The sequence below is a fragment of the Natronosalvus rutilus genome (genome assembly GCF_024204665.1).
Lineage (GTDB): Archaea > Halobacteriota > Halobacteria > Halobacteriales > Natrialbaceae > Natronosalvus > Natronosalvus rutilus.
The window spans coordinates 407262-428351 of the sequence record NZ_CP100355.1 but is presented as its reverse complement, the minus strand read 5'-3'; the positions used below and the strand labels follow the sequence as shown (position 1 = coordinate 428351).

At 67.2% G+C, this 21090-nt stretch carries 17 protein-coding genes and 1 pseudogene; 8 read left to right on the top strand and 10 right to left on the bottom strand.

Annotated features, from left to right (window positions below):
• Window positions 1-135 precede the first annotated feature (135 nt).
• A complete protein-coding gene (locus tag NGM29_RS02155; protein WP_254158617.1) occupies window positions 136-1245 on the bottom strand; it encodes a pyridoxal-phosphate dependent enzyme in 1110 nt (369 codons plus the stop codon).
• Window position 1246: 1 nt separating this feature from the next.
• Window positions 1247-2212 carry a succinylglutamate desuccinylase/aspartoacylase family protein gene (locus NGM29_RS02150; protein WP_254158616.1) on the bottom strand — a complete coding sequence of 322 codons (966 nt, stop codon included), beginning with the start codon at window positions 2210-2212 and terminating at the stop codon, window positions 1247-1249.
• Between the two features lie 139 nt (window positions 2213-2351).
• On the opposite strand from NGM29_RS02150, the gene NGM29_RS02145 reads away from it, so the two are divergent.
• Complete coding sequence (locus NGM29_RS02145) at window positions 2352-3749, top strand: MFS transporter (RefSeq protein ID WP_254158615.1); 1398 nt, start codon at window positions 2352-2354, stop codon at window positions 3747-3749.
• A 49-nt stretch (window positions 3750-3798) separates the two neighbouring features.
• Here the strand turns inward: NGM29_RS02145 and hmgA are convergent, their stop codons facing one another.
• Window positions 3799-5031, bottom strand: coding sequence for a hydroxymethylglutaryl-CoA reductase (NADPH) (gene hmgA, locus NGM29_RS02140; protein ID WP_254158614.1), 1233 nt, complete (start codon window positions 5029-5031; stop codon window positions 3799-3801).
• Window positions 5032-5238: 207 nt separating this feature from the next.
• Between hmgA and NGM29_RS02135 the strand changes: the two genes are divergently transcribed.
• Window positions 5239-6885 (top strand): amidohydrolase, encoded by a 1647-nt coding sequence (locus NGM29_RS02135; protein WP_254158613.1) that lies wholly within the window; start codon window positions 5239-5241, stop codon window positions 6883-6885.
• 39 nt (window positions 6886-6924) lie between these two features.
• On the opposite strand, the gene NGM29_RS02130 is transcribed toward NGM29_RS02135, so the two are convergent.
• Window positions 6925-7596 (bottom strand): class I SAM-dependent methyltransferase, encoded by a 672-nt coding sequence (locus NGM29_RS02130; protein ID WP_254158612.1) that lies wholly within the window; start codon window positions 7594-7596, stop codon window positions 6925-6927.
• Window positions 7597-7716: 120 nt separating this feature from the next.
• On the opposite strand from NGM29_RS02130, the gene ygfZ reads away from it, so the two are divergent.
• Window positions 7717-8850, top strand: coding sequence for a CAF17-like 4Fe-4S cluster assembly/insertion protein YgfZ (gene ygfZ / locus NGM29_RS02125; protein ID WP_254158611.1), 1134 nt, complete (start codon window positions 7717-7719; stop codon window positions 8848-8850).
• Between the two features lie 94 nt (window positions 8851-8944).
• Here ygfZ and NGM29_RS02120 read toward each other — a convergent pair whose 3' ends face one another.
• Window positions 8945-9292: a nuclear transport factor 2 family protein gene (locus NGM29_RS02120; RefSeq protein ID WP_254158610.1), complete on the bottom strand. Its 348-nt coding sequence runs from the start codon at window positions 9290-9292 to the stop codon at window positions 8945-8947.
• A 189-nt stretch (window positions 9293-9481) separates the two neighbouring features.
• Between NGM29_RS02120 and NGM29_RS02115 the strand changes: the two genes are divergently transcribed.
• Window positions 9482-9841, top strand: a complete 360-nt coding sequence (locus tag NGM29_RS02115) for a hypothetical protein (protein ID WP_254158609.1) — start codon at window positions 9482-9484, stop codon at window positions 9839-9841.
• A gap of 127 nt (window positions 9842-9968) precedes the next feature.
• On the opposite strand, the pseudogene gfo6 reads toward NGM29_RS02115, so the two are convergent.
• Window positions 9969-11047 (bottom strand): annotated as a pseudogene (gene gfo6 / locus NGM29_RS02110) (D-xylose 1-dehydrogenase Gfo6).
• Window positions 11048-11229: 182 nt separating this feature from the next.
• On the opposite strand from gfo6, the gene nadA reads away from it, so the two are divergent.
• Together nadA and NGM29_RS02100 are read left to right on the top strand one after the other, a co-directional pair.
• The gene (nadA, locus tag NGM29_RS02105; RefSeq protein WP_254158608.1) at window positions 11230-12363 is read left to right on the top strand and encodes a quinolinate synthase NadA; all 1134 of its coding nucleotides are present in this window, start codon (window positions 11230-11232) and stop codon (window positions 12361-12363) included.
• 3 nt (window positions 12364-12366) lie between these two features.
• On the top strand, window positions 12367-13881 hold the full coding sequence (locus NGM29_RS02100; protein WP_254158607.1) for an L-aspartate oxidase: 1515 nt from the start codon (window positions 12367-12369) through the stop codon (window positions 13879-13881).
• Window positions 13882-13920: 39 nt separating this feature from the next.
• Here the strand turns inward: NGM29_RS02100 and NGM29_RS02095 are convergent, their stop codons facing one another.
• Window positions 13921-15060 (bottom strand): mechanosensitive ion channel family protein, encoded by a 1140-nt coding sequence (locus tag NGM29_RS02095; protein WP_254158606.1) that lies wholly within the window; start codon window positions 15058-15060, stop codon window positions 13921-13923.
• Window positions 15061-15252: 192 nt separating this feature from the next.
• Between NGM29_RS02095 and nadC the strand changes: the two genes are divergently transcribed.
• The gene (nadC, locus tag NGM29_RS02090) at window positions 15253-16101 is read left to right on the top strand and encodes a carboxylating nicotinate-nucleotide diphosphorylase (RefSeq protein WP_254158605.1); all 849 of its coding nucleotides are present in this window, start codon (window positions 15253-15255) and stop codon (window positions 16099-16101) included.
• A gap of 32 nt (window positions 16102-16133) precedes the next feature.
• On the opposite strand, the gene NGM29_RS02085 is transcribed toward nadC, so the two are convergent.
• Both NGM29_RS02085 and NGM29_RS02080 read right to left on the bottom strand, forming a co-directional pair.
• Window positions 16134-16649: a GNAT family N-acetyltransferase gene (locus NGM29_RS02085; protein ID WP_254158604.1), complete on the bottom strand. Its 516-nt coding sequence runs from the start codon at window positions 16647-16649 to the stop codon at window positions 16134-16136.
• A 53-nt stretch (window positions 16650-16702) separates the two neighbouring features.
• Window positions 16703-16966 carry a hypothetical protein gene (locus NGM29_RS02080; RefSeq protein WP_254158603.1) on the bottom strand — a complete coding sequence of 88 codons (264 nt, stop codon included), beginning with the start codon at window positions 16964-16966 and terminating at the stop codon, window positions 16703-16705.
• Window positions 16967-17143: 177 nt separating this feature from the next.
• On the opposite strand from NGM29_RS02080, the gene NGM29_RS02075 reads away from it, so the two are divergent.
• A complete protein-coding gene (locus tag NGM29_RS02075; RefSeq protein ID WP_254158602.1) occupies window positions 17144-19102 on the top strand; it encodes an ATP-binding protein in 1959 nt (652 codons plus the stop codon).
• 27 nt (window positions 19103-19129) lie between these two features.
• Here the strand turns inward: NGM29_RS02075 and asnB are convergent, their stop codons facing one another.
• Window positions 19130-20998, bottom strand: a complete 1869-nt coding sequence (asnB, locus tag NGM29_RS02070; RefSeq protein ID WP_254158601.1) for an asparagine synthase (glutamine-hydrolyzing) — start codon at window positions 20996-20998, stop codon at window positions 19130-19132.
• Between the last annotated feature and the right edge of the window lie 92 nt (window positions 20999-21090).

The following is a 21090-nucleotide window of genomic DNA, read 5'->3' as shown; positions in this document are numbered from 1 at the left end:
GATACTGACTCTCGCGTCGGTTCCCATCTCGTGGGAACGATCGAGCGTGACGTTGTCTGGCTAGTCGACAGTTGCTGGTCCTCAGGTACCCAGACACCCGGGGACTCGGACACTCGAGGGCACAGGTACCCAGGCCTACATCGTCTTCAGGCCGCTTCCCGTGAGCGGGACGACCACGTCATCGTCGTCGTCCAGGACGCCCGCCTCGCGGTACCGGCGGAGGGCCGCCGGGGCCGCCGCGCACGTCGGCTCGACGTAGTAGCCGTTCCGGTGGAGCCGATCCAGGGTCGTCTCCAGGACGTTGCTCCCCAGGGCGATGGCGTCGCCGTCGGTCGCCTCGATGGCCTCGAGGATCTGGGTGCCGCGGGCGGGTTCGGCGATCTGGATGCCGTCGGCGATGTCGGTTCGTTCCCCGTCCTCGCCGGTGGTGTCGCCGCCGAGGGCGGCGACGATGGGCGCGTAGCCCGCCGCCTGGGCGCCCAGCAGGCGGGGCATCGACTCGACGATCCCGGCGTCGTTGAGCAACTTGAATCCCCGGTAGGCGCCCAAGAAGAGCGTCCCGTGGCCGATCGGGAGCACGAGCGCGTCCGGGACGGTCCACCCGCGCTGGGCGGCGATTTCGAACGCGAAGGTCATCGTCCCTGCGTAGAACGCCGGGTTCCAGGCGTGGGAGGCGTACCACCCCTCACCACTCTCGACGGCGTCGAGACAGGCTGCCGTGACGTCCTCGCGACTCCCTTCGACGCGGACAGGGCGTGCGTCGACACGCTGGATCGCCATCAGCTTCGACTGCTTGACGTCCGCCGGGACGTAGATGTCGGCCTCGAGGCCGGCTCTCGCCGCGTAGGTCGCGATGGCCGCCCCGGCGTTGCCCGAGGAGTCCTCGACGACCTTCTCGACGCCGAGTTCGACCGCGCGCGAGAGGGTCGTCGTCGCACCGCGATCCTTGAACGAACCGGTGGGAAAGACGTACTCGAGTTTGAACTGGGCGTCCCACTCGGGAGCGTCGACGAGCGGGGTGAACCCCTCGTGGAACGTGACGTGTTTCTCGATGGGGAGGAACTCGAAGAACGTCCACAGCCCCTCGGTGGTGTCGAGCTGGGAGAGCGGCAACGGGTTCCCCTCGGGGTGGGGGCGAGCCGCGAACTCGAGGCCGTGTCCGCAGGTACAGCGCCAGGGTTCGTCCGGGCCGGCGGCGTACTCGGCCCCGCAATCGGGACAGACGAGGTCGCTTGGTGTACCCACGTCAGATCACCTCGAGGTCGGTCCCGACCGAGCAGACGTACTCGCCGGTCGCGACCTGCGGGAGGCGCCGACTCCGCCAGAAGATGCCGTCGTTGTCGGCCGTCACGGTCGCCTTCGACTCGCCGAAGGGCGTCGTCACCTCGAAGAGGGTGTCGCCGGCCGCGACGCGCTCGCCCAGCGACGGCTCGAAGCGGACGAGGCCGCCGACCGGCGACCCGTACTGGTCGAACCCGGTCGCTCGCGTCTGCTCGACGAGTTCGCCCTCGTCCTCGAGGAACCCGTAGTACCGGAGGACGTTGAACAGCCCCGCGACGCCCTTCTCGATACTGCCCTCGTCCCAGCCGACGGCTCCGCCGAGTTCGGGGTCGATGGTCGGGATACCCTCGTTCGGCGCCGCGCGGGCGAGTTGTCCCTCCGGCCCCTTCTGGTCGAGAATGTGCCCGCATTCGAGGGCGAACACGCGCGCGAGTTCGAGGCACGACTCGTGGAGGCGGTGGCGGTGGCCACAGCGGACCCGCACCTCGTCGATCATGCGGCTGGTCGACCCCTGGTGGAGGTCCACGATGAGGTCGGCCTCGCGGGCGATCTGGAAGGTGGCGTGGGCGATACGCTCGCTCGAGGTGCCCGACTCGTTGCCGGGGTAGGTCCGGTTCATCTTCGTGTCGTCGATCGGGTTTCGGTGCTCGGCCACCTGGAAGGCGTGGTAGTTGACCAGTCCCACGGCCAGGATGGTTCCCGACAGTTCGGTAGGATCGATCCGTGGAACGGCGCGGCTGAGCACGCCGACGCCGTTCAACTCGTCGCCGTCACTGGCTGCCTGCACGTAGAGCGTCTTCCCCGGTTCGGCGCCGTTGATCACGGCGACCGGGAGGCCGAACGGGCTGCCGTCTCGGGTTTCGCCGACCTCGAGTCGGCCCGTGTCGATCTCACCGGGTGACGCGCTCGCCGTCCCGAGCGTCGTCGTCATGTGCCCGACGAAGCGCCCGCCTGCCTTTACTGGTTCGGTCTTTCGATGCGGGCGGGAGACGGCGTGACGCCTCGCGTGCGCGGCGTTCGACTCGTCGGGACGGAAATGTCCTTGTCGGTAGAGCCAGAACCGTGACCGTATGAGCCTCGAGGACTCGCAGGCGGACGCGGCCGACCCGCTCGACGCCTGGCGCCAGTTCTTCGCCCTCGAGCGGGACGTGATCGTCCTCTCACTCGCCATGTTCGCGTTCAGCCTGAGCTTCCAGATGACGAGTCGCTACATGGCCGAGTACATGGTCGCACTGGGGGCGACGGGCGTCGCCGTCGGACTCTTCGGAACCGCTGGGAACGTGATTAGCGCCGTCTATCCCTACCCCGGCGGGGCGATTTCGGACCGTATCGGTTCCCGGTACGCGCTCACCGCGTTCGGCCTTCTCGCCACCATCGGGTTCGGCGTCTGGCTCGCGGCGCCCCTCCTCGCCGACGTCGCCGTCGGCCCCACCAATCTCGCCATCGTCGGTATCTTCCTCGGACTGATCCTCGCCCAGGCCTGGAAGTCCTTCGGCCTCGGGGCCACCTACGCCATCGTCAAGCAAGCCGTCCCGCCCTCACAGCTGGCGGCGGGATTCGCCAGCACCGAGAGCTTCCGGCGCACCGCCTTCCTCGTCGGCCCGCTGATCGCCGCAATCGTCTTCGCCCCCTTCACCAGCGCCAGCGACGAGGTGATCTTCGCCTTCCAGGTGATTCTCGTCGTAGCCGTCGCCTTCGGAATCTTCGGGACCCTTGTACAACACCGGCTGTACGACTCGAGCGATGACTCCTTCGGCAAGGAGTTCGAGGGGGTCTCCCAGCTCCTCGCGGACCTCCGGAACCTCCCCGACCCGCTACGGCCGCTGCTGGTCGGCGACACCCTCGTCCGATTCGCCAACGGGATGGTCTACGTCTTCTTCGTCCTCGTGGTCACCGACTTTCTCGCGGTGGGCCTCGCGCTCCCGACTTCGGTACCCGGGGTCGGCGACTCGCTCTCCCCACAGGCGTACTTCGGTCTCCTCCTGAGCCTCGAGATGGCAGTCGCCCTGCTGGTGATGATTCCGGCCGCGAAAGCCGCCGAGCGCGTTGGGCTCAAGCCCGTGGTCGCGCTTGGCTTCCTCGTTTACGCGGTGTTCCCGATCATGCTAATTTCGGTGCCCGAGGGCGGGGTCGGTGCGCTCTCCACAGCGGGGGTCCTCGCGGTGCTGTTTGCCTTCTCCGGACTCCGATTCGCGGGTCTGCCGGCCCACAAGGCGCTGATCGTCGGCCCCGCGGAGATGGGCGCCGGGGGGCGAGTCTCGGGCGCGTACTACCTCCTGCGGAACGTGATCGTCATCCCCAGCGCCGCCCTCGGAGGATTCCTCTGGGCGGGACTGTCGAATCCCCTGACGGGGGAGACGATCCTGGCCGGCGATCCGGTCCTCGCCTTTACCATCGCGACCGTCATCGGCCTCGTTGGAACAGGTTACTTCCTCGTCTTCGGCGAGGAGTTCGAGGCGTACGCCTGACTCGAGCGGAGAACAGAATCCCGACCGAATACTGAAGCGCTTCGTCCGACTACCGACCCAGATCCGCGTGCGCGCTCGCGAGATGCCGCGAAGCCAGCGCCGCCAGGAGCGAGAGTTCGCCAGCCAGCGCACCGACCGCGATGACCTCCGCGAGCGCGTCGGCGTTGCTCCCCGCCGGATCGCCGCCCCCGCGCAGGCCCAGTACGTCGAGCGCCTCCGACTGGGTCGGGAGTTTCGTGCCGCCGCCGACGGTGCCGACCTCGAGGGAAGCGAGCGAGACGGAGGCGTAGAGGTCGCTCGAGCCGTTCTCGTCCTCACTCGGGCGGGCGTCCATCGTCGTAATCGCGTTCGCGCCCTCGACGACCTGGGCCTCGTCCTGACCGGTCGCGAGGAAGGCCGCGCCGACGACGTTGGCCGCGTGGGCGTTGAACCCCAGGCTGCCCGCCTTGGCGCTCCCGATCAGGTTCTTCCGGGTGTTGGCCTCCGCGATGGCGTCGGCGGTGGTGTGCAGACGCTCCTCGACGACCTCGCCGGGGATGACGACGTCGGCCGTGACCGAGCGACCGCGGCCCTCGACGGCGTTGATCGCCGCGGGCTTCTTGTCCGAACAGAGGTTCCCCGAGAGGGCGACCAGCGAGGCGGGGGTGTGCTCCTCGACGACTGAACACGCCTCGCCCGTCGCGATCGTCGCCATGTTCATCCCCATCGCGTCCTTGGTGTCGTAGGCGAACCGCAGGAAGACCGAATCGCCGACGACGTACGGCTCGACGTCGAGCAACTCGCCGTGACTCGTCGTGGACTCGGCAGCCTCGCGCAGGGCCTCGAGGTTCTCGCCGACCCACTCGACGGTCTCGGCGGCCTGGACGACGCCCTCGACGCGAAACACGGGAGCGCGGGTCATTCCGTTTTTCGTCACGCGGGCGCTCGCGCCGCCGGCCGACTCGATCACTGAGAGGCCGCGGTTGACCGAGGCCAGGAGCGCGCCCTCGCTCGTCGCCAGCGGCAGGCGGTACTGCCCGTTCGCGGCGCCGCCGTCGACGGTGACGGGGCCGGCGACGCCCATCGGCACCTGGGCCGCGCCGATCATGTTCTCGATGGCCGAGTCGGCGACCTCGGCGTCGAAGGCGTAGTCGCCGACCGTCTCGAGGTCGGCGTCGGTCTCGGCCTCGAGCAAGACCCGGCGGGCCGCGGCCGCGGTATCGTGGTCGGCGTGCTCCTCGAGTTCGTGCAGTCGCAACTCGCCCGTCCGGACGCGCTCGGCGAGGGTTTCGGCGTCGGTCATGTGCGGGGAATCGAGGCGGCGGGTGCTAAGGGTTGCTGATTCGTCACCGCGAGCGCTCGACTCGAGTCGCCAACGAACTGGTCTCGCTCGACGTGCGATAGCCGGTCCAGAACTCGTGACCCATCACCTCCTCTGACCCGCTCGCTGGTCGCGACGAGGTCGCCCGCTTTCCCAACCGTTTTGCCCTCTCCGCGCGCGCACTCGAGCATGACCGACGCTGCCGACACGGTGCTCGTCGACGCCCGCGTCTATTCGCTGGCGGACGTAGATGGGACCGACCCCGACGCACCCGAACCCGATCCGGCGGAGGCGCTGGCGATCCGCGACGGCGAGATCGTCCGCGTCGGCCGCGAGTACGAGGTCCGCTTCCTCGAGGGCGTCGAAACTGACGTGATCGACTGCGAGGGCCGCCCCGTTCTTCCGGGCTTTATCGACGCGCACACGCACGTAGAGAATCTGGGCCAGTACCTCGTCCACGCCGACCTCTCCGCTGCCGAGACGCTCGAGGGCGCCCTCGACGCGCTCGCGACCCATGCCGACGACGCGAGCGACCGCGAGTGGCTCCTCGGGTTCGGCTACGACGAGAGCGAGTGGCCCGAGAACCGCTATCTCACCGCGACAGATCTGGACGCCGTCAGCGAGGACCGCCCCGTCGTCGCGATGCGCGTCGACATGCACACCGCGTCGCTGAACTCGGTCGCGCTCGAGCGCCTGACAGGATCGATGCCCGCTGCGGACGTCGAAACCGAGGGCGGCGAGCCGACCGGCGTCGTCGTCGAGGAAGCGACCGAGGCCGTCTGGGACGCCATCGAACCCGACTACGCGGAGACGCACGACCTCGTCACTGCCGCCCTCGAGCACGCGAACGCGCTCGGCGTGACCGGGGTCCACGACAAGGTTCGCCAGTCCCACGCCCCGCGGGTCTACCGGGACCTCGAGGCCGCGAGCGAACTGACCTGCCGGGTACGACTGGATTACTGGAGCGACCACCTCGAGAGCCTCCTAGACGCCGGCCTCGCGACGAACGGCGGGAGTGAGTTCGTGGAGATGGGCGGGATCAAGTCGTTCACCGACGGGAGTTTCGGCGGCCGGACGGCGAAGCTGTTCGAGCCGTACGCGGATCTGCCGGGTGGTGGGGGCGACGGCCACGGTGACGGCGACGGCGACGGCGACAGCAACGACGACAGCCCCGAAGCGGGCCGCGGCCAGTGGGTCGTCGACCCCGCCGAACTCGAGGAAACCGCCACGAAAGCCGCCAACGAGGGCGACTACCAGCTCACCGTCCACGCCATCGGTGACGAAGCCATCGAAGAGACGATTTCGGCGTTCGAGGCGACGCCCAACACGGAGACGGCACGCCACCGCGTCGAGCACGCCGAACTCGCGACCGACGACCACCTCGAGCGGATGGCCGAGGCGGGCATCGTCGCCTCCGTCCAGCCGAACTTCCTCCAGTGGGCGGGCGAGGGCGGCCTCTACGACCAGCGCCTCGGCGTCGAGCGCCGCGAACGGTCGAACCGCTACCGGTCGATGCTCGAGGCGGGCGTCCCGCTGGCGTTCGGTTCGGACTGCATGCCTCTCGATCCGCTGCTGGGGGTTCACCACGCGGTGAACGCGCCCGTCGAAGCCCAGCGGCTCTCGGTGACGGCAGCGCTGCGGGCGTACACCGCGGGCGCGGCCTACGCCGGGTTCGACGAGGACCGACTGGGGACGCTCGAGGTCGGCAAGAAGGCGGATATCACGGTTCTCGAGGCGTCGCCGTGGGATCAGACGGTGCAAATCGACGAGATCGACGTTGCGATGACGCTGGTCGACGGGGAGGTGGTCCACGACGCGGGGCTCAAGTCGAGCTGATCGCGGATTTCAGAGGGAGGGGACGGACAACCCGACGGCTCAGTCCCGCTCGAGTCGTGCGACGAAGAACGTCCACGGGTGGTCTTCGTCCCCGTTCTCGCTGTCGTCCCCGTCTTTCCCTTCTTCCTCGTCGTCGGCGAATTCCTCCGGCACACCCCACTCCTCGAGCACCGCGAATCCCGCCTCCTGCAACTGATCCCGTGTCGCCTCCGCGCCCGCGATCTCCCAGGCCATCTCGACGCCGCTCTCGAGCCAGTCCGGGTTCTCGCCGGTCCAGGCGTTCGTCCCCTCACACAGGAGGAGTCGCCCGCCTGGACGGAGGACGCGTGCGAAGTCGTCGATCACCGCCCGGTGCTCGTCGAGCGGGACGTGGATCAGCGACCAGTAGGCGACGACCGCGTCGAACGCCGACCGCTCGAACGGGAGTGCCGTCATGTCGCCTTGTACGTGCCCGGCTTCTGGCGCGTTCGCCGTCGCCAGTCCCAGCTGCTCGCGCGAGAAGTCGAGCCCGACCGCGGTCGTCGTCTCGGCCAGCCGCGACAGCACTGGGGTCCCCTGGCCACACCCTGCGTCGAGAACGCGTTCGGGGTCCTCGAGCGAGCCCAGGAAGCGCTTGAGGACCCTCGTCCCGGGGCCGTCGTCCGATCGCTTGGCTGCGTAAACCGGGGCCAACTCGTCGTAGCTCCGGCGAACGGCATCTCTCTCGACCATTTTGCTGGTATCTCGAGGCTGACCTGTTGAAACTTTTCGTGCCACGCTAGCACCGACCATTCGCCCCTCGAGTGCGTCCGAGACCGAAACGGCCGTAGGGCCGCGCCGCCTCGTACCGGTATGCACGCGAGCGTCATCGAGTCGATCCACGAAGACCACGGCGCGACGTTCACCGAGCGCGGCGGGCGCCAGGTCGTCGACCACTACGGGCGACCCGAACGCGCCCACCGTGCCGTCAGGAACGGCGTCGGGCTGATCGAGACCGCCTCCGGCGTGATCGTCGTCGAGGGCGACGACCGCCTCGAGTACGTCGACAACGTCGTCTCGAACCGGGTCCCGGGCGCCGACGGCGAGGGGTGCTACGCCCTGTTGCTCGACCCCCAGGGCCGGATCGAGTCCGACCTCTACGTCTACAACGCGGGCGAGCGCCTGCTCCTCGTTACGCCGCCCGGCCACGCCGCGGACATCGCGGCCGACTGGTCCGAGAAGGTGTTCATTCAGGACGTCGAAATCCGAGACGCAACCGACGAGTTCGCCATCTTTGGGGTTCACGGCCCGAATGCGACCGAAAAGATCGCGAGCGTGCTCAACGGGGCTGCCGCCCCCGAGGACCGGTTTACGTTCGTCCGAGGCTCGATGGGCGACGCCGGGGTGAGCGTCGTGCGAACCGACGACCTCGCGGGAGAGGAGAGCTACGAGGTCGTCTGCGGCGCCGACGTCGCGTCCGACGTCTACGAGATCCTCTCGATCCAGGGGCTCAACGCGGCCCCGTTCGGCTACCGGACCTGGGACACCCTCACGCTCGAGGCCGGCACTCCGCTGTTCGAGTCGGAACTCGAGGGGACGATTCCGAACGTGCTCGGCCTGGACCTGGCGCTGGACTTCGAGAAGGGGTGTTACGTCGGCCAGGAGGTCGTCTCCCGGGTCGAGAACCGGGGACAGCCGAGTCGCAAGTTGATCGGGTTGGTTCTCGAGGGCGACGTCGATTCCGGACCCGAGCCCGAATCGCCGACCGACGCCCTGCCGACAGCGGGGGCGACCGTCTTCGACGGCGACGCCACCGTCGGCGAGATCACCCGAGCCGGGGTCAGCCCCGTGCTCGAGGAGCCAATCGCACTCGCGCTCGTCGAATACGACCTCGAGGACCCCGACCTCTCGGTTCGGGTGGACGGCGAGGAAGTAGACGCGACATCGACGGCGCTCCCGTTCGTGGAGGGATCGGAACGATCCGCGCGCGTGCCGACCTACGAGTGAGTCTCTCGGAGTGAGCGCGTTGGAGGGGGCGTCTCGGAGTCAGCACCTCGAGAGGCGAGCAGGACAGATTCGACGAGCGACCGACCGCACCGCGTCACCGAAGCCGCGTCTCGAGGTGGACGATCGACCCGTTCTCGATCGTGAACGTGTCGACGAACGCGAACAGCGCGTCGCCGTCGCCCTCGTCCTCGAGCACGCGTCCCTCGGCCACGACGGTGTTCCCGTCGCCGGTACTGTCGTCGATGACGTGCGCGGTGCCAGGGCTCGGTCGCTCCTCGCGCATGAACCGAACGAAGGCGTCCCGCCCCTCGAATCGACGGTCGGGCCGCCCCTGGACGAACGATTGGCTCAGGATCGACTCGAGGGCGTCGTACTCGTGGTGGTCGAGAGCATCGTAGTAGCGCTCGACCGGCGTCGGCGTGGGTGGGTGGCTCGAGGGCATGTGGACGATAACGTGTCGGTTGGATGCCGAGGTCCGACGAACCCCTGGCACCTCCTGTGCCCGATTCGCCGTTGTGGGCGATTCGTCGATGTGAACGGTTCGTCGTTGGAGGCGATTCGTTGTAGTTCCACCGACGTCCTCGACGGCGGGCCGAGAGGATCAAGAACCTTCGACTCGAACGTTCGAGCGATGAAAAACCCGGGCATCCTGTGGATGCTGCAGGTCGGCCTCGGCCTCTCGCTCTCCGGACCGATGTTCGTCGCCGGCGCTATCTTCGTCACCGACGGGCGATACCTGTTCGGCGGCTTCGTGTTCGTCTGCGGACTCGCCGCACTCTTTGCGCCGAATCTCCTCCTACGACGGGTCGGGGGCCCGCGAACCTGGATCGGGCGACTCACTGGTGGTTCGCGAACCTGGATTCGGCGCCGAACTCCTAGTCGCACCGACGAATCTTCCGTCGAGAGCGAGGGGGGCGACTCAAGGGCGGAGTCGGCCGAGGACGGAACGACCGAGACCAGCGGGGTACTCACACGACTTCGAAACCGCTGACTGCGGATCGTCGACGGCCCGTGCCGGCTTCGTTCGGCGACTCGAGCCTGAGCGTCGACGCGACATGGTCAGTGAGCGGCTGAGCTTCGCTCACGATCGCAGTCGTACGTGCGCTCGAGTGACGGATTCACGACCGATCGACGTCGACCGGAACCTCACACCGCTCGTCCACGGACTCGTAGGCCGCCTCGACCACCGCGAGGTCGGCCACGCCGTCCTGGCCGTCGGGTTCGGGCGTCGTCCCGGTGAGCACGCAGTAGCCGAAGTAATCGAACTCCTCGCGAACCTCGTCGGTGGGTTCGCCGGTGTACTCCATGCACACGTCGTCGTACTCGACGCGAATCTCGTGGGGGACGACGCCGCCGAACGGCGAGGAAACCAGGACCATTCCGTCCGTGCCGACCAGTTTCAGTTGACTGCTCGCGTGGGCGTCGTAGCTGGCGCTACAGGAGGCCGTCGCGCCGGTCTGCAACTCGAGCTGGAAGGCCACGTCCCGGTCGACGGGCTCGAACGGGGGCTCGGTGTAGGTGTTCGCGTAGACGCAGACGGGTTCGCACTCGAGCAGGAACCGGATGCTGTTCAGCGGATAGATGCCCAGATCGACGAGTGCGCCGCCGCCAGCCAGGTCCGGGTCGAGACGCCAGGTGTCGGGCTCGGCTTCCTCGAGCAGCGGGTGAGAGAAGCTGGCGTGAATCTGGACGACGTCGCCGACCACCCCGTTGGCGACGACTTCTCGAGCACGGCGAACGATCGGCTCGGTCTGGTGACGGTAGGCGGTCATGAGCGTCACGCCGACGTTCTCGCAGGCGTCGACGACCTCCTGGGCGCGCTCGACGCTCGTCTCGAGCGGTTTCTCGCAGATGACGTGAGCGCCCTGCTCGGCGCCCGGACGGCGTACTCGCCGTGGAGTGCGTTGGGCGTCGAGACGTAGACGGCGTCGTAGGCGTCAGCGTAGTCGCCCGACTTGAAAGCGTCGTAGTCGATGCAGTGGTCGACGTCGGCGGCGATCGGTTCCGTCGCCACCGTCTCCGGCGAACTCGTGACCAGGACAGTCGTCTCGCAGTACTCGCCAGCCTCGATTCCCGGGAGGGCTCGGTTGCGCGCGAACCCGCCCACGCCGACGATAGCGATCCTGACCGTACCGTCGACCGATTCTTGCTCCCAGTCGCGACGGGTGATCCCTCTGAAGTGATCCTCGAGTTCCATGGCGGGTGTTGGTGAGCCAGGGAAATAGGCGCAGTGCCCTCGTGTCCGGTCGACGCCTGATCAGTCGCCGGGGGTGGCGAACGCTATCGAAACATCGGTCTGCCGGTCTGCATCCGACCGGTTTGAAGGAAAAATATTTTCAATACTTGGGTATGAGCTCTATATAGATACGAGAGACGACTATGGTTACACTAGATGCGGCGGATCTCGATACCGAACTTAGCCTGTTCAAGTACGACAACCTCGAGCAATTACCACCGAGGTATCGCGACCTCGAAGCCGACGAGCGAACGGCACGGATCGAGGCGGCGCTCGAGGAACTGGGTGACGACGTGGTCGTTCTCGGGCACAACTACCAGCGTCGAGAGATCGTCGAACACGCCGATTTCGTCGGCGATTCCTACCAGCTATCGGTCGAGGCCGCCGGGAGCGACGCGAAGTACGTCGTCTTCGGCGGCGTCACCTTCATGGCCGAGAGCGCGGACATCATTACCGACGACGACCAGACTGTCATCCTACCGAGCATGGAAGCGTCGTGCCCGATGGCCGGGATGGCAGAAGCCCTCCAGGTCGACGCCGCCTGGGCGGAGATCACCGCGGCCGCGCCCGACGCCGACATCGTGCCGATCACGTACATGAACTCCTACGCCGACCTGAAGGCGTTCTGCGCCGACCAGGGCGGCCTCGTCTGCACATCCTCGAACGCCCACCGCGCCTTCGAGTGGGCGTTCGAGCGCGGCGACAAGGTGCTCTTCCTGCCGGACAAGCACCTTGGGGAGAACACGACCCACAGGCTAGGAATGGAAGACCGGATCGCCGAGTGGGACCCCTGGGATCCTGAGGGGAAGGATCCGGCCGAGGTCGCCGAGAGCGACGTCATCCTCTGGGAGGGCTACTGCCAGGTGCACGAGCGCTTCCGGGTCGAGCACATCGAGCACGTTCGCACAGAGTACCCGGATGCGAACGTGATCGTCCACCCCGAGTGTCGCCGCGAGGTCGTCGAGGCAGCCGACAAAGCGGGCTCCACGGCGGAAATCTGCCGGACGGTCGAAGCGGCCGACCCCGGCGACACCTGGGCCATCGGGACCGAAATCCACCTGACGAACCACCTCCAGCGCTGGCACCCCGAGGTAAACGTCGTCCCGCTGTGTGGCGAGGCCTGCATGGACTGCAACGCCATGCGCCAGATCGACCCCAACTACCTCGCGTGGGTCCTCGAGGAACTCGTCGAGGGCCGCGAGCGCAACGTCATCGAGGTGGCCCCCGAAGAGAAGGACCTGGCGAAGGTTGCCCTCGATCGGATGCTCGAGGTGTGAGCGATGGGTGACGAACCAGGGACACCGGACGCCGCGGACGTCCTCGTCGTCGGCAGCGGTATCGCAGGCTGTGCGGCCGCCCTCTCCGCAGCACGGGAGGGTGCCGACGTTTTTCTCGTGACCAAGGCCGCCCGTCCCGACGAGGCCAGCACCGACCGGGCCCAGGGCGGTATCTCGACGACGCGCGGCGACCCCCGGGCACTGAAAGCCGATATTCTCGAGACCAGCGACGGCACCGCCGATCCCGACGCGGTCGACGTGCTGGTCGAAAACGCCGACGCCGCGGTCGAGGACGTGCTGCTCGAGACCCTGGAGATTGGCTTCGACTCGACGGGCGACGGCGCGTTCGACTACGCTCGCGAGGCCGCTCACTCCGAGGAGCGGATCCTGCACGTCGACGCCGCGACGGGAACGCACATCCTCCGGCCGTTCCTGCAGTACGTCGACGACCACGAGCGCATCGAGGTCCGGGACGACACCGCCGCCCTCGAGCTGCTCACCCACGAGGGGCGGGTCCACGGCGTCGTCACCGACAGCGACCCCGAGGGCCACCCGGTCTACGCCGGCACCACGATCCTCGCCACCGGCGGCATCGGCTCGCTGTACGCCCGCTCGACGAACCCCGAGGGGGCGACCGGCGACGGCATCGCGATGGCCGCCCTCGCGGGGGCCGACGTCGACGACCTCGAGTACGTCCAGTTTCACCCGACGGCGTACGCGGGAAGTGGGGAGCCGTTCCTCCTCTCTGAAGCCCTCCGCGGCGAGGGCGCACTGTTGCGAAACGGCGACGGCGAGCGGTTCATGCCCGACTACCACCCCGACGCCGAACTCGCGCCACGAGACGTCGTCGCCCGCGCCATCGCCACCGAACGCGAGGCCACGGGCGAGGTCTTCCTGGACGTGGGTCCGATCGCGTTCGAATCCGAGTTCCCCGCACTCGCCGCGGCGTGTCGCGACCGCGGCATCGAGGCCCACGAGATTCCCGTCGCCCCCTGCGAACACTTCCTCTGCGGCGGGATCGACGTCGACGACCGCGGGCGAACGTCGCTCGAGCGCCTCTACGCCGCCGGCGAGTGCGCCAGAACGGGCGTCCACGGCGCGAATCGACTGGCGAGCACCAGCCTGCTCGAGGGACTGGTCTGGGGGCTCCGGGCGGGCGAGCACGCGGCGGGGCTCGACGTTGACGCCGAACCGGAAACCGTCGAGGCACCGACCCTCCGCAACAGCGACCCCGACCTCCCGCCACGGTTCGCCGCCGAGAAGTTCGCCCGCCTACAGCGGACGATGGACGAGTACCTGGGCCTCGAGCGCGACCTCGAGGACGTCGCCCGCGCCGCCGGCGTCCTCCGGCGGCTCAAGGGCGAGGTCGACGCCTACGTCCGGACGCGCACGGCACGAGACCTGTACGAACTCCGGAACGCGAGCGTGACCGCGCTCCTGATCGCCCGTGCGGCCCGGGAGAATCCCGAGTCGGCGGGGTGTCACTACGTCGTCGACGACGCACCGCTCGCACGGTAGTCGACGCGTTCTCGAAAATCTCTGCCTCGAGTCCGACGCCTACCGTTCCGAAGCGACCGCCCTGGAGCCGCTCGCGGCCGACGATGGCTCCGGCACGTCGCCGTCGTCTGGAACGGCGGCCGTGTGGACGGTGACATCGCGCTGGGGGAACGGAATCTCGATCTCCGCCGCGGTCAGCGCCTTGTACATCGCTCGATTGAGTTTGTGTCGGGCCTTGTTGGCGCGAGTCGGTGACGCCACCCAGCACAGGAGTTCGTACTCGAGCGCCGAATCGCCGAACGATCGAAATCGCATCCGCGGTTTCGGCGACTCGAGGACGAGCGGTTCCTCGTCCGCCAGTTCCAGGACGAGTTCCTCGAACGCGTCAATGTCCGTCCCGTAGGCGACGCCGATCGGGACTTTGAGCCGTCGCCGACGGCTGGGGGCCGACTGGTTGATAACCTTCGCGGCGTTCAGCGCCGCGTTCGGCACCGTGACCAGCACCTCGTCGCGCATCATCAGCGTCGTCGACCTGACGCCGACTTTGACGACGGTGCCGGCCTCGCCGGTATCCAGTTCGATGTAATCGCCGAGCTTGTACGTGTCGTCGAAGTACAGCGCGATCCCGCCGAAGAAGTTGGCGACGGTGTCCCGGGCGGCGAACCCGACGGCGATGCCAGCGACGCCCGCTGCACCGAGCAGCGGCGAGATGCTGTACTCCCACAGCGACAGCAGGATGCCGATGGTGCCAACGAACACGATCAGCGTCCAGACGTTCGAGAAGACCGGCGCGAAGTCGAATCGCGAGCCCTTGTCCTTGACCTCCTCGACGAACCGGTTGACGAGGCGATTCGAGGCCAGCGCCCAGGCGACGACGATGACGGACAGCGACGGCTTCCCGAAGAACGTGTCGAGTTGTGCCGTCGTGAGCAGGACGTTCTCAGTGACCGACGGGATCTGCGTGAGCACGTAAACGCCCGCCATCGCGGCCGTCAGGACGACCGGTGCCCGGAGTTCCTGGACGAGGATGTTGTCGTACTGGGTCTTCGTTCGACTGGTGTACCGAAGGAGCGTCCGGAGGATCACGACCTCGAGGAGGGCGGCGATCCCGAACGAGATGCCGACGAGCAGGAGGGTCGCCTGCCAGGCGGGGACCTCCTCGAACAGCGCGGCGAGCGAACCGAGGAGCGCGTCTATCATGACAGAGACTGGGCGGTAATGGACGTAACTGTTTCCCTACCCTGAACGTCAGGGTTCTCGAGTTGTCGACGGGGTCGTCGGCTCTGAGATAGTGATGGAATCGCCAATCCTCGACCTGTCGACGAGACTGCCGACCCGCCGAAAACGGGCGCATTTATTCGCCAGGAACGCGCAGCCGCGAACGACACTCGCATGATCTCCGACCTGCAGATCGAACGCTGGCTCCGCGAGGACCTCGGCCACCACGACGTGACGAACGACGTTCCGGGCGAGACGACCGGTCGTCTCGTCACCAAGGAGAAGGGGACCGTCGCGGGGCTCGAGGCCGCGTGCGCCGTGTTCGAGTACCTCGACGTCGACGTCCTCGAGGCTCTCGAGGACGGCACCGAGGTCGACGTCGGCGACGTCGTTCTCCGCGTCGAGGGCTCGGCACGGGACGTGTTGCGCGGCGAGCGAGTCGCCATCAACCTCGCCGGTCACGCCTCGGGAATCGCCACCCGAACGGCCGGGGCCGTCGCCGCCGCTCGCCAGGAATCCGAGCACGTTCGGGTCGCGGCGACCCGGAAGACGACGCCCGGCTTCCGTGGGCTCGAGAAACGCGCTGTCGTCGCCGGCGGGGGCGACACCCACCGCCTCGACCTCTCGCACATGGTCATGGTCAAGGACAACCACGTCGCCGAGATGGGGCTCGAGGCGGCCGTCTCCCACTTCCGCGAGCGCGTCTCCTTCGCCACGCAGATCGAGGTGGAGGTCGAGTCACCTGCCCAGGCGGTTCGGGCAGCCGAGGCTGGGGCCGACATCGTCTTGCTCGATAACATGGCACCCGAAACCGTCGAGGAGGCGCTGGCGGCGCTCGAGGACGGCGAGTTCCGAGCTAGCCGTGACAGTACAGGTGCCGACCGCGTGCTAACCGAAGCGAGCGGCGGGATCACCCTCGAGACCGTGCCCGCGTATGCGACGACGGGCGTCGACGTGATTTCGATGGGGTCGCTGACGCACTCCGCGCCGTCGCTCGACCTCTCCTTTCGGACCGGCCAGTAGGGCCGGTTCCAAAACGGGTGGCCCGCAAGCACTCACTCGAGGGACTTTTCCATCGAGACGAACGCGTAGTCGTGACGCGAAGACTCGTGATACTCGGTTGGCTCGTATCCGCGTTCGCGGTACCACTTCAGGAGGAACGGGTGTTCGTCGAACGTCGTCAACTGGACGCAGTCGTACTCGCGCCCGCGTGCGAGTTCCTCGACGCGGTCGACGAGCGTGGTCGCCACCCCTTCGCCCTGCCAGTCGGGGTGGACCGCCAGCCGCTCGAGGTACGGTTCGTCGCGCTCCTCGAGGAGACGGACGGTGCCGACGAACTCGTCTTCGTCAGTAGCGGTTTGAACGTCATCGATGGCGACTCCCGCGCCGTCGGCGCTCGCGACCAGCGTCACGGCCTCGCGCTCGAGCCACTCCGCGACGGTTTCGGCGTCGATCTCGGTCATTCGCGAGGGGTAGCCGAGCTGGGCGGCGCTCGCGTAGGCCTGCCGATAGAGCCGCGCGATGGCGGGGGCGTCCGCGCCCGTCGCCCGTCGGATGTCGAGACGGGACATACTCGAGGTACGGTCAGGAGTGCAGAAAGAGCCGTCGAATCGCCCCCGGGCGGTCACCTGAGCTCGAGTATTGATCCGAGCCGCCAGAGGCTCCAGACGACTATCACGACGATGATGCCGCCGAACACGACGAGCAGCGGGAAGTCCTCGAGTCCTGGCGGTCGAAGGTCGGTGAGATCGAACACGCCGACCTGGTCGAGCAGCCAGCTCGCGACGACGACGGCGAGCGCGATCCCCACGACGGCGACAGCGAGTCGGTTGTCACGGATTCGATTCGCGCTCGCCGTCCGCTTTGATCCCCTGTTTCGGTCGGCCATGGCGTCTCGACTCGTTTCGGTGTGGAGATAGACACGGAGGCCGTGAAACCGTAGCCCCTGCAGGTTCCGGCTGCGGTCTCGATTTCCGATCCAGCGGTTCGCCTCCCGGTGCCCGAAACTGACAGGTTCTGTCGTTGATGCAAGTATTTTTACGCTTCGCGGCGGTCTCTAGGGTGAATGCCGCCATCTCCGTACGGAGACGCAGATCCGGCACTTGCCGCCTACACCCGCCAACAGGAAACCATCGCCGAACTCGGCCAACAGGGGCTCGAGACTGACGACCTCGATCAGCTAATCCACGACACGACGGTGACGGTCGTCGAGACGCTCGACGCCGACTACGCCAAGGTCCTCGAGTTGCTTCCTGACGAAGAGGCGGTCTTCCTTCGACAGGGTGTCGGCTGGGACGACGGGCTGGTAGGAACCGCGACGGTGCCGACCGACCAGGACTCACAGGCCGGCTTCACCCTCCTGACGGAAGAGCCGGTCGTGGTCGACGACCTTCGCACGGAGGAGCGGTTCTCCGGGCCCGACCTGCTAACCGATCACGGCGTCCGAAGCGGCGTGAGCGTCATCATCGGGTCGGTGGACGACCCGTGGGGTATCCTGGGCGTCCACACGACCGAAGCACGCGAGTTCACCGAGCACGACGCGACCTTCGTCCAGAGCGTCGCCAACGTGCTTGCAACGGCGATCGAAAACACGCGGACGCAGCGGCGATTCCAGGCGGTCTTCGAGGACCCCAACATCCTGGTCGGGCTGCTCGAGCCGGACGGGACGGTGATGGACATCAACCAGACGGCGATGGAGTACATCGACGCCGACCTCGACGACGTGACGGGCGAGATATTCTGGGAGACGCCGTGGTGGGGCGAGGGAGACGACGTCCGGGCCGACGTAAAGGAATGGACCGAACGCGCCGCAGCGGGCGAGTACGTCGAATTCGAGGCCGACCTCACCCGGCCAGATGGCGAGCGATACACCCTCAACGGGACCTTCAGACCGGTGACGGACGACGACGGCGACGTCGTCTCGATCATCGTCTCCGATCGAGACGTCACCGAACGGAAGCGACACGAACGACGGCTCAGGAAGTCCGAACAGCGCCACCGCACCCTCGCCGAGAACTTTCCGAACGGGATCGTCACGATGTTCGACGACGACCTCCGGTACACGCTCGCTGCAGGACTGGCCTTCGACGATCTGCCCGTCTCCTCGAGCGACCTCGAGGGACAGTTCGTCAGGGAAGCGTGGCCGGACGAAGTCGGCGAGACGCTCGAGTCGGCGTTCCGGGACGCCCTCGAGGGCGAGACACGAACGGTCGAAGTAGAGTACGCCCACCGGGAGTGGATTATTCGCGTCGTTCCGCTCACCGACGACGACGGCACAGTGTTCGGCGGAATGACCATCGCCCAGGACGTCACCGAACAGGTCGAGCGCCAGCGAAAACTCGAGGCTTCGAACGAACGCCTCGAGCAGTTCGCCTACGCCGCCAGCCACGACCTCCAGGAGCCCCTGCGGATGGTCTCGAGTTACCTCCAGCTGATCGAACGGCGCTACGGCGACGACCTCGACGAGGACGGCGAGGAGTTCCTCGAGTACGCCGTCGACGGCGCCGACCGCATGCGCGAGATGATCGACGGCCTCCTTCAGTACTCCCGGGTGGATACGCAGGGCGACCCGCTCGAACCGGTCGACCTGGACGACGTCGTCGACGACGTGATCGAGGATCTCCAGCTCCAGATCGAGGAGAGCGGCGCCGAGATCGCGGTCGGCTCGCTGCCCCGCGTCGAGGGCGACGCCAGCCAGTTACGACAGGTGTTCCAGAATCTCCTCACGAACGCGATCGCCTACAGTGGTGACGAACCCCCGAGCATTCGAGTGACGGCCGATCGACGCGGCCAGCGATGGCTGATCTCCGTTCGTGACGAGGGAATCGGCATCGATCCCGAGGACCAGGATCTGGTCTTCGAGGTGTTCCAGCGCCTCCACAGCCGCGACGAACAGGCCGGAACGGGGATCGGCCTCGCGCTCTGTCAACGGATCGTCGAACGCCACGGCGGGCGCCTCTGGGTCGAGTCCGAGCCTGGCGAGGGCTCGACGTTCTCGTTTACGCTTCCAGCAGCCGAGGAGTGACGAACGGGCCCTGGGGCCCGTTTCGGGTCAGACGATGGCCGTCTCCTCGTCGATGAACGTGTGATACCACGCGACGTAGGTGAGGATCAGCCAGAGCGTTCGCCCGACCGATTCCTCGCCGCGACGGTGGCGATCCCGCAACCCCGCGGCTCTGTCCGCGTCGACGTACGGCGTCCGCTCGAGGCGCCCGCGGTCGAACCACCGCTCGATCGCGTCGTGGTCCCCCCGGAACCAGTCCTCGACGGGCGGTCGCATCCCCATCTTCTCGCGCTCGAGGATCTCCCTGGGGAGCAGGTCACCGACGGCGCGTTTGAGCACGCGCTTGACGTCCTGGTCGGTCGCCTTGTACTCGATCGGGAGCGAGTGGGCGAACTCCACGATGTCGGCGGACAGGAACGGAACCCGGAGCTCGAGCGACTGGGCCATGCTCGTGTGGTCGGCCTTGAACAGGTGGAAGTTCGGAAGTGTCTGGCTCGTCTCGAACGCCGAGATGTGCTGTTCGGGCGTTGGATCCTCGACCCGACTCGTCACCTGGCTCACGCTCGAGCGAAGGCCCGACGTCTCGGCGGTTTCGCCCGTCGTGAGGAAATCGTCCGGCTCGGGACGGAACGGCATGAACCCACAGGTGTTGTGGAGGACGAGTTCGGTGTTGTCCTTCAGCCAGGAGTAGTACTGCAGGTGTTTGGAACCGACGGGCGCCACCGTGGCGACGGCGCCGGCGACGTCGTGGGTGAACTTCGGGAGGAAGTCGACCTTCCGCTTGTACTGGGGCGCCTGCTGGTACCGCGAGTAGCCGGCGAACAATTCGTCGGCGCCCTCGCCAGCCAGGGCGACCTTTACGTCTTCGCGGGCGCGTTGAGAGAGCAAGAAGAGCGGTAGCATCTGCAGGTGCCCGGTCGGTTCGCCGAGGTGGCGAATCATGTCGTCGAACACGTCCATCGAGGAGAGGTCGACGTGCACCTCGTGGTGGTTCGTCCCGAAGTGATCCGCGACGAGGCGGGCCTCCGCGCTCTCGTCGAAACGTTCGTCGCTGAATGCGACGGAGTAGGTGTCGAGCGGCTCGTCCCGGAGGTTCGAGGCGATGCCGACGATCGCTGAGGAGTCGAGGCCACCCGAGAGGAACGCCCCGACGGGGACGTCCGCCATGAGGCGCTGCTCGACGGATCGCTCGAGCAGAGTCGACAGTCGATCGGCAGCGTCCGCGAAACTCGTCGTCGCGCTGCCGGTTTCGACGTCGAGGAAACTCCAGTACTCGCGCTCTCGAACGCCGTCGGGGCCGATCTCTACGGTATGTCCCGGCTTTACCTTCCGGACGTCTCGAAGCAGCGTCTGGGAGCCCGGCGCGTACTCGAGCGAGAAGTGGTTGAAGACGGCCGCGGGGTCGATGGATCGATTCACGCCGCCGATCAGCAGCGCCGGGAGTTCGCTCCCCCAGACGTACCCCGTGTCCGTTCGCCCGTAGTACAGCGGCTTGATGCCCATCCGGTCGCGAGCCAGAAAGATCGTTTCCGATTCAGCGTCCCAGATGGAGAAGGCGAACATGCCCTCGAGGTGGTCGACCATTCGGTGGCCGTACGCCTCCCAGAGGTGGACCAGGACCTCGGTGTCGGACTGGCTTTCGAATCGGTGGCCGTCCTGCTGGAGGGACCCTCGTAACTCGTCGTGGTTGTAGATTTCGCCGTTGAAGACGACGCCCACCGTCTCGTCCTCGTTCCACTTCGGTTGGGAACCGCCCTCGAGGTCGACGATGGCGAGGCGTCGCGCCCCCAGCATTACTCCTGCGTCTCGGTCGATGTAGCGTCCTTCGTCGTCGGGTCCTCGATGTTCGATCCACTCGAGCATCAACGAGAGCGTCTCCTCGTCGACCCGACCGTACGCACCAACGATGCCACACATACGAACGGCATTCGGCGTTCGGGTCGTTGTTATGTCGTCGCTACCACGTCGTAGTGGCTTCCTGATATGTGTTCGAATGGTGACTGTCTCGC

What these genes read in the sequence shown, in the direction of transcription:
- NGM29_RS02115 (WP_254158609.1), top strand. Translation starts at nt 9,482, where the DNA reads ATGAAAAACCCGGGCATCCTGTGGATGCTGCAGGTCGGCCTCGGCCTC.
- NGM29_RS02150 (WP_254158616.1), bottom strand. Translation starts at nt 2,212, where the DNA reads ATGACGACGACGCTCGGGACGGCGAGCGCGTCACCCGGTGAGATCGAC.
- NGM29_RS02145 (WP_254158615.1), top strand. Translation starts at nt 2,352, where the DNA reads ATGAGCCTCGAGGACTCGCAGGCGGACGCGGCCGACCCGCTCGACGCC.
- nadC (WP_254158605.1), top strand. Translation starts at nt 15,253, where the DNA reads ATGATCTCCGACCTGCAGATCGAACGCTGGCTCCGCGAGGACCTCGGC.
- NGM29_RS02135 (WP_254158613.1), top strand. Translation starts at nt 5,239, where the DNA reads ATGACCGACGCTGCCGACACGGTGCTCGTCGACGCCCGCGTCTATTCG.
- NGM29_RS02085 (WP_254158604.1), bottom strand. Translation starts at nt 16,649, where the DNA reads ATGTCCCGTCTCGACATCCGACGGGCGACGGGCGCGGACGCCCCCGCC.
- NGM29_RS02080 (WP_254158603.1), bottom strand. Translation starts at nt 16,966, where the DNA reads ATGGCCGACCGAAACAGGGGATCAAAGCGGACGGCGAGCGCGAATCGA.
- NGM29_RS02075 (WP_254158602.1), top strand. Translation starts at nt 17,144, where the DNA reads ATGCCGCCATCTCCGTACGGAGACGCAGATCCGGCACTTGCCGCCTAC.
- NGM29_RS02130 (WP_254158612.1), bottom strand. Translation starts at nt 7,596, where the DNA reads ATGGTCGAGAGAGATGCCGTTCGCCGGAGCTACGACGAGTTGGCCCCG.
- NGM29_RS02120 (WP_254158610.1), bottom strand. Translation starts at nt 9,292, where the DNA reads ATGCCCTCGAGCCACCCACCCACGCCGACGCCGGTCGAGCGCTACTAC.
- NGM29_RS02100 (WP_254158607.1), top strand. Translation starts at nt 12,367, where the DNA reads ATGGGTGACGAACCAGGGACACCGGACGCCGCGGACGTCCTCGTCGTC.
- ygfZ (WP_254158611.1), top strand. Translation starts at nt 7,717, where the DNA reads ATGCACGCGAGCGTCATCGAGTCGATCCACGAAGACCACGGCGCGACG.
- NGM29_RS02095 (WP_254158606.1), bottom strand. Translation starts at nt 15,060, where the DNA reads ATGATAGACGCGCTCCTCGGTTCGCTCGCCGCGCTGTTCGAGGAGGTC.
- nadA (WP_254158608.1), top strand. Translation starts at nt 11,230, where the DNA reads ATGGTTACACTAGATGCGGCGGATCTCGATACCGAACTTAGCCTGTTC.
- asnB (WP_254158601.1), bottom strand. Translation starts at nt 20,998, where the DNA reads ATGTGTGGCATCGTTGGTGCGTACGGTCGGGTCGACGAGGAGACGCTC.
- hmgA (WP_254158614.1), bottom strand. Translation starts at nt 5,031, where the DNA reads ATGACCGACGCCGAAACCCTCGCCGAGCGCGTCCGGACGGGCGAGTTG.